The 13,214-nt window shown below is 48.0% G+C and carries 11 protein-coding genes and 1 pseudogene; 6 read left to right on the top strand and 6 right to left on the bottom strand.

Features of this window, described 5'->3' with window-relative positions; translation table 11 throughout:
• The 4 genes from BM099_RS20510 to BM099_RS20080 all read left to right on the top strand — a co-directional run.
• Positions 1–374, top strand: a 374-nt coding sequence (locus BM099_RS20510; protein ID WP_090731063.1) for a c-type cytochrome, incomplete at its 5' end; no start/stop codon positions are given.
• 41 nt (positions 375–415) lie between these two features.
• Positions 416–850, top strand: coding sequence for a universal stress protein (locus BM099_RS20070; protein WP_090728701.1), 435 nt, complete (start codon positions 416–418; stop codon positions 848–850).
• A gap of 139 nt (positions 851–989) precedes the next feature.
• Complete coding sequence (locus tag BM099_RS20075; RefSeq protein ID WP_090731065.1) at positions 990–2,555, top strand: phytoene desaturase family protein; 1,566 nt, start codon at positions 990–992, stop codon at positions 2,553–2,555.
• 182 nt (positions 2,556–2,737) lie between these two features.
• The gene (locus BM099_RS20080) at positions 2,738–3,133 is read left to right on the top strand and encodes a nuclear transport factor 2 family protein (protein WP_198064173.1); all 396 of its coding nucleotides are present in this window, start codon (positions 2,738–2,740) and stop codon (positions 3,131–3,133) included.
• 434 nt (positions 3,134–3,567) lie between these two features.
• Here the strand turns inward: BM099_RS20080 and katG are convergent, their stop codons facing one another.
• The 6 genes from katG to BM099_RS20110 form a co-directional block, all read right to left on the bottom strand.
• Positions 3,568–5,769, bottom strand: a complete 2,202-nt coding sequence (katG, locus tag BM099_RS20085; protein ID WP_090731071.1) for a catalase/peroxidase HPI — start codon at positions 5,767–5,769, stop codon at positions 3,568–3,570.
• Positions 5,770–7,103: 1,334 nt separating this feature from the next.
• Positions 7,104–7,883 (bottom strand): siderophore-interacting protein, encoded by a 780-nt coding sequence (locus BM099_RS20090; protein WP_090731073.1) that lies wholly within the window; start codon positions 7,881–7,883, stop codon positions 7,104–7,106.
• 146 nt (positions 7,884–8,029) lie between these two features.
• Positions 8,030–9,079, bottom strand: a complete 1,050-nt coding sequence (locus BM099_RS20095) for an MBL fold metallo-hydrolase (protein ID WP_177201243.1) — start codon at positions 9,077–9,079, stop codon at positions 8,030–8,032.
• Between the two features lie 67 nt (positions 9,080–9,146).
• Complete coding sequence (locus BM099_RS20100; RefSeq protein WP_090731076.1) at positions 9,147–9,992, bottom strand: SDR family oxidoreductase; 846 nt, start codon at positions 9,990–9,992, stop codon at positions 9,147–9,149.
• Between the two features lie 110 nt (positions 9,993–10,102).
• Positions 10,103–10,492, bottom strand: a complete 390-nt coding sequence (locus BM099_RS20105) for a ferredoxin reductase domain-containing protein (protein ID WP_143083815.1) — start codon at positions 10,490–10,492, stop codon at positions 10,103–10,105.
• Positions 10,493–10,566: 74 nt separating this feature from the next.
• Positions 10,567–11,292 (bottom strand): outer membrane protein, encoded by a 726-nt coding sequence (locus tag BM099_RS20110; RefSeq protein ID WP_198064174.1) that lies wholly within the window; start codon positions 11,290–11,292, stop codon positions 10,567–10,569.
• A gap of 101 nt (positions 11,293–11,393) precedes the next feature.
• Between BM099_RS20110 and BM099_RS20115 the strand changes: the two genes are divergently transcribed.
• The gene (locus tag BM099_RS20115; RefSeq protein WP_090731082.1) at positions 11,394–12,302 is read left to right on the top strand and encodes a LysR family transcriptional regulator; all 909 of its coding nucleotides are present in this window, start codon (positions 11,394–11,396) and stop codon (positions 12,300–12,302) included.
• Between the two features lie 495 nt (positions 12,303–12,797).
• A pseudogene (locus BM099_RS20120) lies at positions 12,798–13,214 on the top strand (4-hydroxyphenylpyruvate dioxygenase); the annotation flags it as partial.

A 13,214-nucleotide genomic window follows, 5' to 3' on the forward strand; every position in this document is an offset into this window, starting at 1 on the left:
ATGCAGAAAATCATATGATAGGTGCAGATGAGTTTCTTGCTTCTTGTTCTTCCTGTCATGGTATTAGTGGTAAAGGAGACGGGCCTATAGCTCAATTCCTTACACCAAAACCCACGGATTTAACCCAGCTCGCGAAGAATAACCATGGTTTATACCCATCCCTGGGTTCCGGAAACTATCCCTTCCAACGTGTGTTTCAGGTAATTGATGGTAGAACCCTTGTCTCGGGGCATGGAGACAGAGAGATGCCTGTCTGGGGGAGCCGTTACAAAATGGAAGAGGGAGATAAATATGGCCCGATGGGAGCTGAAAAGGTTATCAGAGGAAGGGTTCTGGAGTTAGTTTACTATATCCAGACAATTCAAGAAGAGTAATGCCTGGATAATCAGAGAACTAGCAACAGAAGGAGCAATGTATGGCTAAGTATCGCAAAATACTGGTGGCAATTGATCTCTCCGAAGAAGCAAAACAAGTTCTCGCAACGGCAGTTGATCTGCGTGAGGTTCATAACGCAGAACTGCTGGTTGTCCACATTGTTGAGCCTGTCAGCACCGCCTATGGCGGCGTATATATGATGGAGCTGGACAAGTCTCAGGATGAATTGAATACAGCAGCGAAAGAGCGCTTAACGACTTACGCTAATGAGTTCAATGTTGAAGCAAACCAACAAATTGTTGCGGTCGGCCACCCGGATGCCGAAATACACCGGCTGGCAGAAGAACACAACATCGATCTGATTGTGATCGGCAGTCATGGCCGCCGGGGCCTTCAACGGTTCATACTGGGGTCAACGGCCAACAGCGTTATGCAAAGCGCGACTTGCGACGTACTTGCAGTGCGGGTCAAGTGATACTTATTGCGGGCGGAAATAACCCACAGTAAGACGCTGCCATCCACGACTGGATCGGCATACAGCCATTGCGCAGTCTTCGTTTAACATCAATTTTTATCGGCAAACGCCATGCGGGCCGATAGCGAGGGTTAAAGGAATGGACAGTATCAAACGCGATCAATCCCAAAACGAATGGGATGTCATTGTCATTGGATCAGGCATGGGCGGCATGGCGGCGGCAGCGGCTTTATCCAAAACAGGACACAAGGTTCTTCTTCTGGAGCAATACCATACGCTCGGTGGCCTGACACATAGCTTCTCTCGCAAGGGCTTCACATGGGATGTAGGGATCCACTATCTGGGCGGGCTCGCCCCTGGCGACCCAGAAAAAGACCTGCTTGACTGGCTGTGCATAAAGCCCATTGAGTTTGCTTCCATGGGTGCAGTTTACGACACACTGCATGTCGGAGATTCTGAGCCCTTGCGGCTTTCACGTCCCTATGAGGCGCAGGAGTTAGACTTCAAGGCGCGGTTTCCTGAGGAAACCGAAGCAATCGAAGCTTGGACAGATGCGATGCGCAAGGGGCGCGAAGCGCTGATGACAGCGATGCAAGTTCGATCCTTACCCGTCCCCTTCGGCGCCGGTTTGAAATGGTGGAAGCGCAACGAACTTAACAAGTGGTGTGGCCGAACAACCAATGAAGTGGCAGGTAGTCTCACAGATAATGACGATCTTGTTCGTGCGCTCACCTCCCAATGGGGTGATTTCGGAGGTCGCCCCAGCACAGCAAGCTTCGCTTTACACGCCATGGCAGTTGGCTCCTATCTTGAAAGCGGTGCGTGGTATCCGGTTGGTGGCGGGGCCACCTTTGCGCAACACATCTTGCCAACGATATCAGCTGGCGGTGGCGATGCCCGCGCCGGCGTAAAAGTGGCCTCCCTGTTGATGGAAGATGAGCGTGTCGCAGGCGTTACGACCGCAGACGGAGAAACAATACACGCTGACACTGTGATTTCAAATATCGGCGCCCGAGAAACGGTTGAGAGCCTGTTGCCTGATGATTGCGGCCATCAGGATTGGATAGAAGAAATCCGCACGCTCAAGCCTAATGTCGCTCATTTCAGTTTGTTTCTTGGTTTTGAAGGCGATGTCGAATCCGCAGGCGCCACCAAATCAAATCACTGGATCTACCCTACCGGCGCTGTAGACACTCTTTGGGAGGACGTGCCGGATGGAGCACCGCCCGGTTTTTTTGTTTCCTTTGCATCACTCAAAGACCCAGCGCATGATCCGGGCCCTAACCATAAACATGTGGGAGAGGTGCTTACCCTGACGAACTGGTCCAGCGTCAAACGTTGGTCGATGGAATCACCTGGCGCAAGAGGCGCTGACTATCAGGAATTCAAACAATCTGTTGAGCAGAGAATGTTCGAACAGTTTGAAAACTATTTTCCGCAGCTGGCTAAACTCGTTGTCCATCGCGAGCTGGCAACACCGCTCACCACTGTTAACACTACTGGCCACTTTCAAGGGGCATTTTACGGTCTTGATGTTTCGCCGAAACGCGTATTCTCAGAAGCATTGCGCATGAAGACGCCGATTAAGGGGCTTTATCTTTCGGGCCAGGATGTGTGCTCTCCGGGGATTGCAGGTGCGCTGTGGGGCGGCGTTCTTTCAGCAGCCAATGTCGACCGCAAGGTGTTTTCACATTTTCCAACGTAATATGATGACTGAGGCGTCTGCTCTCTCAATGAACTCGCATAAAAGCAGTTTGGTTGCGGGCCCGCGCATGTTAGATGGAGTGTTGCAGCCACAATGATATGGAGAGAATGGATGACCAAAATACTTTGCACGCTAGTGGGACTAATCGCAGATAGTATTCCAGCTGCGCCTGAGGAGAAACGATGATGGAAGCTATACACCCGAACCTGTCTCTGCTGAAAAATCTCAATCTGCAAGACCTGGATGCGTGTAAGAGCTTTGTGGCTGACGATTTTGTTTGGCACTATTTCAATCGACATTTACCTGAGTTGCAAGGCGACTATCTCGGTCTTGACGGGTTGAAAAGCTTCTTTGCCAAGCTGGGTGAAAGAAGCGGCAGTAGTTTCCGCGTGAATGTAATCGATAGTAGGACGGCCGGTGATGAACTAGTGGTCACTCAAGTGTGCAATTGCATGAATTTTGAAGGCAGCTCAATGGAGTTTGATGCTGTCGTTGTTTGGCGAATCGTCAATGGCCAGATTACCGAAGCCTGGGATATTCCGGCAGTCAATACGATTCGGTCTATCGGGAAGAGTTAGAGTTCCTGGTAGATGTTGGCTTTTGGCCCCCTCCTGCCTAAACGCTTGACCAGTCGCGACTAAGCCCTTTAAGTCGCAAACTACCCTAACCGGACAAAATCATTTCAATTATTGAACCAATCCCGACATGAAACGATAGCAATAAAGCATAGGCGCCGATATCCTGCTAAACAAGCTTAACTTAGCGCCATTCTACTCTGACATCATTTATACAGGCGGCGGTTGCAAGTTGGGTAATATGGTGAAGGTAGTTTAAAATTGCCGCCCGAGCCATCCTGGCCATTGTTTTGCTCCTTGTACTTGATACATCTTTGTCGACTATAGTTTATGCACCAGCGCTGAGGAATTAAGTAAACTGTCCCCGGAATCCAGACTGTGCAAAAAAGCCCCTATTGTTCAGGAGGGGCTTTATTCTATCGGTGAGTAAACTGTCTTCAGATCTCAAAGCGGCCGTTGTTCATCACCTTAGACCAAGCCTTTACGAAGTCGTCGATGAACGTCTTCTCACCATCCTCAGAAGCATAGGTTTCAGCGACGGCCCTGAGTTCCGAGTTAGAACCGAACACCAGATCAACGGGTGTTGCAGTCCATTTCAGCTTGCCGCTGCTCCGGTCATGTCCCTCGTAGACGCTCTCTTGCTTCGATGGCGCCCACGCGGTGGACATATCGAGCAGGTTGACGAAAAAGTCGTTGCTCAACTGTCCCGGCTTATCGGTGAACACACCATGCTTAGAGCCGCCAGCATTTGCGTCCAATGCACGCATACCGCCGACCAGTGCGGTCACTTCCGGTACCGTCAGAGTCAACAGGTCGGCCTTCTCGACCAGCATATTAGCAGGAGAAGCGTAAGCACCGTTGTTGTAGTAGTTACGGAAAGCATCTGCCTTCGGCTCCAGTACGGCGAACGAATCCACGTCGGTCATCTCCTGTAGTGCGTCACCACGCCCCGGTTTGAATGGAACCTTGACTTCATAACCAGCATCTTTTGCCGCCTTTTCAATCGCCGCAGCACCACCGAGCACGATCAGGTCAGCCATGGAGACCTTGCTGCCAGAATCCTTTTTGACTTGCTCAAGTTTCTTCAGCACGCTGGCCAGTTCTTTCGGATCGTTGGCTTCCCAGTCCTTCTGTGGAGCAAGCCGGACACGCGCACCGTTAGCGCCACCGCGCATATCTGAGCCGCGATAGGTAGAAGCTGATGCCCATGCCACTCTGACCAGTTCAGGTACTGTCAAACCGGATTTCATGATCTGCGCTTTCAAAGCGTCCGCTTCTGTGATGCTTATCTTGTAATCGGAAGCCGGAACCGGATCCTGCCAGATGTATACTTCTTCTGGAATCTCACTGCCAAGGTAGCGGGCACGCGGACCCAAGTCACGATGCGTTAGCTTGAACCATGCCTTGGCAAAAGCCTGGTCGAACTCTTGCGGGTTCTTCAGGAAACGCTCGGCGATCTTGCGAAAGCCAGGGTCTTCCTTCAGTGCGAGGTCCGTTGTGAGCATCACAGGCGGGTTACGTTTACCTTCGACGTGGGCATCAGGTACAGCAGTATGTGCACTTTCATCTGTCGGTATCCACACTGTAGCGCCCGCAGGAGTCGCATGTTTCTGCCACTCGAACGCGAACAGATTATTGAGGAACAGGATAGACCATGTTGTAGGCGTTTGGGTCCAGGCACCCTCCAAGCCACTGGTCAAGGTGTCTTCAGCATTGCCTTTACCACACTTGTTCTTCCAACCAAGTCCCTGTTCTTCAATACCTGTGGCGGCGGGCTCGGGGCCTACACAATCAGCTTTTACTGCACCGTGGTTCTTGCCAAGCGTGTGCCCACCGGCGATTAACGCTACGATCTCCTCATCATTCATCGCCATTCGGCCGAATGATTCTCGTATGTCTTTGGCAGCCGAAAGTGGATCGAGATTACCGCTTGGGCCTTCTGGGTTCACATAGATCAGGCCCATCTGCAATGCCGCTAAAGGCTTTTCGAGCTCGCCGTCCTTATTGTAACGCTTATCGTTACCCAGCATTTTGGTCTCGGGGCCCCAGTACACCAAGTCAGATTCCCAGTCGTCGATGCGACCACCAGCGAAGCCTACGGTTTTGAAGCCCATCGATTCCAGCGCGACGTTACCGCTCAGTATCATCAGGTCACCCCAGGATACATTACGCCCGTATTTTTGCTTGACCGGCCACAACAGACGTCGCGCCTTGTCCAGACTGGCGTTATCAGGCCAACTGTTAAGCGGCTCGAATCGTTGCTGGGCACCATCGGCACCGCCGCGTCCGTCATGCACGCGGTAAGTTCCTGCGCTATGCCAGGCCATCCTGATCATCAATCCACCATAGTGGCCCCAATCTGCCGGCCACCAGTCCTTTGACGTGGTCAGTGTATTTGTGATGTCCGCTTTCAGTGCCTTAAGGTCGACGCTATTGAAGGCCTCAGCATAGTCGAAGTCATCACCGTACGGATTGGATTTATTATTGTGGTCACGTAGCGGTGCGAGATCCACCTGATCCGGCCACCAGAAGCTGTTAGGCTTGGCTTTTCCGCTAAACATGTTCTCCGATTGTGCCACCGGAGCAATCGTTATGGCTATGACCATCGCTATGGCCAGTGGTAGAGTTTTTTTGAGCATTTCCTTATCCCCCTTTGATTTTGTTACTTAAGTATTCGATTAGAAACAACCGAATTTATTATTACTATTGGTGCGGCCATACACTTGAATGGGCAACCACATGGAGAAACCGTGTGGTGACCATCAGTCAGTTTGCATTACCAGAAAATAGCTCGGTAAAAAAACTAGCCTTGCCTCTGATGAACACTACTGGGGTAAAGTCACATCCAGTTCTGTTGCACGTTCTTGCATGTGCGTGTGATTTTCAATACGGATCGGCTCGCGCTCTCCTATAGTTTTAGCGGCACGCATTCTGCGCGCGATGTTCTGCTAATTCCTGCGATAACATGAGTTGTTGCCTATAAATCTGTTACAGGTCTTGATCTTTAAGACGATCGAGGTCTTGACCCTTATCCGCATCATTCTTGTCCTTGGTACGATCCCGGTCTCGATCACGATACGCTTCCACCGGCACCAGCTCCAGCACCTCCATTTCCAACCGCAGCGAGAACCGAATCAGCCATCACAAGTCCACTTGCAAGCACTGTTGTAGCGAGAAATTTGCTTAATTTATTGTGTTTCATGTTGGGCCTCTGTTAAAAAATATAATGAGTAAACTATCTGTCTACTCCTGCGTATTTATATTCTTTAGCATTTACACATGTAGTAGTTAATACACCTATTAATAATATTAGTAAGTTTTAATTTAAGCTTTATTTATAAATATCAGAAAATTTGAAAAAACAGGCATATATGAAATAAAATTCTGAACTGCTGATATCAGAAATCGTATATACAAGCTCCAGCGTTTCTTGGATATCTTGGCGTATTACTTTCACCTGAGTTAGTAATATTCAAACAGGTGTATTAAATAGACTATCCGCATTGCAGCCTTTGTTTCAACGTAATTGAGGTGGCCTTAATTAAATTTGAGATAGGACAGGCAGAGCGTCTTAGAGTGAACGGTTACCTGCAATCGAGGCTTAAAAATTTAACAAATGTCCGTTTTTGGCACCCTACTGCCTAAATGTTTGACCTTGTTCGATTCAGAACCATTTAAGTCACTTTGACCCGAAGAAGTCTTTCTAGTCTGTCTAAGGCGCTCAATTACAAAACGGAGGGAAGATCATGGCAGGTGTTGCGACAAAGCGTACCCTGCGTAAAGGAGAATCTGGGCCTGAAAGTAGGCTGAATTAAGTAAGCTGTCTCCCGAAACTCTGTCCCCCGAAACTCATGAAGTAGGCGCGGCACATGAGCGCTTGGTAAGCGGTAAAGGTATGGGTAAAGTGGTTGTTGAGATTTGAGTTATCGGGTCAGTTATGAGCAGTCATAGCTAACCCGTTTGCTCGAACCGATTATGCCTCATCTACTTGTTTTGCTGCTTTATGCTCCTCTTCCTTCAGTCCTTGCTTCCAGTAGCTGGAAATATACAGGTGAGATTTTGCAACCGCTTTGTCCTCAGCATAATACTTGCGGATCCTCTTCATGGTTTTGAACTCGCAAGCCGTCCAGATAGCGACCTGACCATCCGGCCATGGTAGTTGTCTGATGGCATCGTACAACGGTGAAGCATCCGATCCTGCATGTGGATTAACCACCCAAATCACTTCCATATTCTTTGGCACAAGAAGTGGCTGGCGATCTTCGTCGGAGAGAATTTCTACGACCAGATAACCCGTCGCATCCGGGGGTAATATCGCAAGATTAGCGATTAATGCAGGTAGCGCAGTCATATCAGCAGCCAGCAAGAACCAATCGGCCTCTGCATTGATAAAACGAGCTGGCCCCGGCCCGAATATCGATACCTTATCACCCGCTTTTGCCTGTATAGCCCAGGGTAAAGCCACACCATCAACAATGCCATCCGCGCTGCTGTGCATCATAAAATCTACGTCGATTTCATGCTGATCCCTGCGGAACTTCGCCACGGTATAAGTACGCATAACTGGTTTTTCAGCCCCTGCGTTGTCAAAAGCAAACTTGAAATAAGCGCCTTCTGTGTCATCCGGAAAACTGGCAAGCTCCTTTCCCTGAAGCGTCAGTCTGAGCATGTTCTTTGTTAACTGTTTTGATGCGACCACGGTCAGTACTTTAGCCGATCGTTTTGCTGCCACATTTTTAAGTTTATTAATCATTAAAGCATTCCTGTTGGTACTGTTATTGCTGTGAAAGTCGGACCGGTATGGCGCAAACTATAAGAACCGATAAGCACACCAATTTAGAATAGATTGGTGTGCTTATGTGAACAATGCACTAATGCCGAGCTACTCTTAACTTTATTTTATGGATTTAGAATAACCAGTTGAATGAACATCATCTGGAAATTTTCCACTGAATTCAGCCTGACATTACGTACACGCCCGGCCCATTTTTCGTTAAATTTTTCAGCACACATGCTTGCGGCTGTCATGATCGTTTCTTTGTAGATCGCATGCTCTGATCCATCAGCATAGCGTTGGGCTGTTTCTTTAGCCATGGCCTGAAAAGCAGGAGATTTCGCCACTTCAAATACGATCTTTTTCATGTCCTCGATAAGCTCTTTGTAGGTTTCCCAGTGAGCACGGGTAGGCACAATTCGTTCATGGCCGTTGATGATAAGTTCGAAGTCGGGGTACTCATTCAACACTATTTCAGGGAGCATCCACGTCATCATCGGATCAGTTGATTCACCAAAATGAATCCATGGAGCAGCGTCGGCATGAAATGTGTCGGTGGCTAATAAGATTTTTTGCTGAGGGGCATAGACGATACTGTCTGACTGTGAATGCCAGTTTCTATCAAAATCTTTAAATTCAAGCCTCAGACCACCGGTCTCCAGAACATAACTGTCTTTCCAAACGATGTCAGGCATCGGGCGTTTTGGATCATTCGCAATTTTCAGGAATTTAGCAGTTTCATCATTAGCAATTATCTTGGCAGTTTTTGGGAAAAGAGACATACCCTGAGCATGATCACGATGATGGTGTGAGTAAATCACATGAGTGATCGGTTTGTCAGTGACTTCGGAAATAGCCTCAAGCAAAAATGGTGATACGTCCGGCTTTGCATCATAGACAACAACACCTTCTTCAGTGACAAAAAAGACCATATGCTCGAAATCATCATGAACGAAATAGGCGTTCTCAGCGATTTTAAAATAGTTATATCCACGCTCAGGCAAAGGCTGGTAAACATAGTCTCTAATGCTATATTTTGCCTTTACGGCTTCCACATCAAATGTGCTCTGATCCGCTGTAGCTGCGCTACTTAAGCCACAAATAATCATAATGCTGATACACGCGCCCAGCATTTTAAGGGCGCTGGCAGGCAAAAAAATACTTACTAACTTCACTCTATTTACTCCTGTCATTACATTTGTGAGGATGCCCTGGGGGTGTATTTGTATTTCGATTGGTTATTCATTTTGATGTAATTTCCTCAAAATAAGCCTGCCAGCTTTGATGCCCCCGACCTGCTGCGGCTGCAAAGTGACTGGGGTTGTCCGCTTTACCTTCCCGAATCCCTTGATAAATACCGGCGATAACATCACCGATAAATTCACCCAGCTCAGCCTGCCGACCTTGACGAAATGCTTCTACAGTCATGGGCGTATAGGTCAACGCCGTACCAAACGCACCGTTAATATAGTCGGCAAGCTGGTATTGAGTAATTGCTTCGCCATGCAGATTGTAGGTTTGGCCATTATGTTTATCTTCAGTCAGCATTCGGGCATAAGCGTAAGCCAGCTCAGGCCGCGTCGTGTAACCGCACTTACCATCAGCCGCGCAATTAGAGATCCCACCTGCCTTTTTGTAGGATTCAAGGTACTCAATATCGGGCTCAATATAAATCCCATTGCGCCCGATCACCCAATCCAGTCCGCTATTGCGAACATCTTCTTCGGTCTGTCGATTGCTTTGAATCACCGGAGAAAAAGACGTACCGGCTTCCGCTCCCTGCACACTGGTATAAACTATTTTCTTTACGCCGTTATTGCGCGCTACTTCGATGACATTGCGGTGTTGTTCGATACGTTTGCCCGGTGCATCCATGCCTGAGACGATTAATAAGGTATCGACAGACTGTAGTGATTTTTCCAGCGTGGCCTTATCGTTGTAATCACCAGGGCGTATTTCAATACCCAGATGCGCTGCTTTTTCCGGCGTTCTGGCCAGACCGACTACCTGCTCTCTGGGCAGTAATGCCAGCGTGGCTTTAACGATTTCTGCGCCTAATTGGCCGCTGGCGGCTGTGATAGCAATCATGTATATTTTCCTTTGTTAAATGGCTAAGTAAGACAAAATGAAGCGAACCATCAGAGCCGACAAACACCCTAATCAAGTACTGATTAATCTGAGCAATTAGTAATAAGCCTTCACCGCATATTGAAGAACTCTTGGTGAAAGTCACTCGCCACCAGACCCTGGTCTACTAAATCCGTACTCAGTGCCTGACCAAAGCTCGCCGGGCCACAGAACCAGACACCGGCCGACTTCCAATTAGGAACCCTCTTCCGCAAACGAACACCATCAAGAAAACCATCTATATCGTCGACCAGTACATGCAGATTAACATTGGCGGCTTTCGCGTCCGCAGTCAGAAGCACCAAAGCTTCCGGCTCAATCTTTTTAACACTGAGAATGAGGTCGATGGGTTGCGATCCTGGTGTTATCGCAAGTTGCTTCATCCGTGCAATGAATGGTGTGATACCGATACCGCCGCCGACCCAGATCTGACGAGTGAGTGCGAGGACAGCTGAAGCCACACCCCCGCTCATCCAAAACCCGGTTACAATATCAACTGGCTGTAACCATATTGTCATCGTTAACTTTGTCTATCTTAGAAATTTACACGTACACCCAGGGCAACTTCATGGCTTGCTGCATCATCGATCTTAAAACCGTCAGTAAATGCATCCTGCCCAGTGCTTACATCGCCGAACGAGGCATACTGGTACTCACCGTAAATGGAGGCCTGTTTGGTTAATGCATAGCTGCCACCTACACCCACGTTCCAGGTGAATTCAGTGTTATCGCCATTTTTATAGTTATCATAGTAACCATCAGTTACACCATCAAACGGGTCGAATGCAGCAACACCAGCTCCGCCAAGACGTGCTGAGTAGCGATTGTCAGATACACCCACGCCTGCTTTAACGTAAGGTGTGAACTGAGAGGCATTAGGAAAGTCATAAAAGACTTCTACAGTGAGCGTTGTGCTTTTGATGTCACCGTTGAGGATATATTCTTCACCAGCGCGACTACCGGTTCCTACTTTCCTGTCGTCAAAGTCGCTTTCGTGGTGGCCGATTCGGCCTTCAACACGCAGCTGCTTACTGAACTGATAGCCGATCCCCACCCCACCGACTATACCGTTGCCAGCATCAAATGATCCGGGAAAATCAGCATCAGAGGCAATATTGTTACCGTAGGGTGTTGAGTCATTTGCCTGTTGACTGCTGCCGAGTTGTGCCGTTGCATAAAAGCCTTGTGCCATCACCAATGAAGGAGTGGCCAAAATTGCTGCGATCGCTGACGCAAGTTGTTTACCGGTATGGTTCATCATTTTTCCTGTTAATCCTCTTATTTGGTGTGGAAAGTAGGACAAGTATGACGCAAACTACCAGAACCGATAAGCACACTAATTTAGAATGGATTGGTCTGATTATGAGTACAATAGATTTCACCAACTTGCGCCTGCTGGCTGTGTTTGCCACTGTCGTCGATCTGGGTAGCTTTGCCGCAGCGGCTCGTAAACTCAACACCAGCCGCTCAAGAGTGAGTGAGCAGGTCGCCAGTCTGGAAACTGTGCTAGGCGTGCGGCTCTTGCAGCGATCAACCCGCAAACTCACGGTCACTTCCGAGGGTCGTAATGTCTATGAGCAGGCACAACAACTGCCGGATATTCTGCGAAAAGTGGAGTCCATAACCCACACGGAAATTCCCAGCGGGCGTGTCGCCATTACTATGAATCACGACATTGCACATAAGTATTTTTTACCGGTGCTGGCGGGTTTTCAGGCACAGTATCCTGAGGTATATCTGGATCTGATTTTAAGCGATGTCACCCTGGACTTTATTGATGACCAGATTGATCTGGGCATTAGGATTGGTACCACAATAGATGATTCACTCATTGCCCGGCCCCTTCACGAAGAAAAACTGGCCCTGTTCGCCAGCTCGGATTATCTGGCGCAGGCAGGGACGCCAGTCACAGTAGAGGATCTGGAAAACTGCCGCTGGGTGACGCTCATGCAAACCAACTTTGATGGTGTATTACACCTGTGGGAAAATGGTGCGCCGCTGGAGATCAGACCGAAGGATTTTTACCGCTGCAATGCACCGCTGATGATGCAGCAAATGGTGGCTGGCGGCATGGGCATTTGCGCATTGTTTCCGTCGATGGTGCAGCAGGAAGTGAATAATAACCAGCTGATTAATGTGATGCCATCGGTAAGAAGTGACACGCTTACATTGGCTCTGGTGTATCCCTCGCGCCGCCAAATTCCACAACGAACGCGGGTGGTGATTGATTATTTGCTAGCGGTGGACATGTTTTCTTTAAAAAAATCCTGAACGATTATTCAATATAAATTTGAACAAATGTTCACTATGATTTTTCAGAAGGTTTACCATGACCAATACAGGAATTACGGGGACAGTTTACTTAATTCTTAAAGTAGGCTGAATTACGGGGACAGTTTACTTAATTCTTAAAGTAGGCTGAATTACGGGGACAGTTTACTTAATTCTTAAAGTAGGCTGGATTAAGTAAGCTTTCCCCGTAATCCGTCTGGAATCCCAATTTTGTAACGAAATGTTTACAAATAGAGCTTTTTCGTTAAATCAGGAGCGAGCATTAACAAGCCCTTCTCGGGCATATTTGCACGAAATAACCTAAACTGCGACGACAAAATCATGAGGCAAAACGCCTTTGAATATAACAAATTAAAATCACTCAATGTCACAATGAAACTTACCCTTGTACTATTGAGGTAAGTAATGCCTAAAACCAAATTCTAATAAGACGCATCTTCATCTGATTTTAAGAATAATTAAAGGGAGTAAACAATGGCAGATTTGTTTGAAAACCCAGTAGGCTTAGATGGCTTTGAATTCATCGAATTTTCATCACCTGAAAAGGGCCAACTAGAAACCGTATTTACAGCGATGGGTTTTACCCATATTGCCAATCACCGCACTAAAGACGCGCAACTATGGCGTCAGGGTGGCATTAATTTAATCGCGAATTACGAGCCAAAATCAGCAGCATGGTACTTTGCTCGTGAACATGGACCGTCCGCATGTGGCATGGGCTTTCGCGTTAAAAATGCAGTAAAAGCATATAAGCACTTATTGGCACAAGGCGCTGAACCCGTTGTAGTCGAAACGGGCCCTATGGAACTACGTCTACCAGCAATTAGAGGTATTGGCAGCGCGATCATCTATCTTATTGACCGATATGGCGATGAGTTATCTATTTATGAC

This window comes from Neptunomonas qingdaonensis, from assembly GCF_900113275.1.
In the GTDB taxonomy this organism is placed as follows: Bacteria; Pseudomonadota; Gammaproteobacteria; order Pseudomonadales; family Balneatricaceae; genus Neptunomonas; species Neptunomonas qingdaonensis.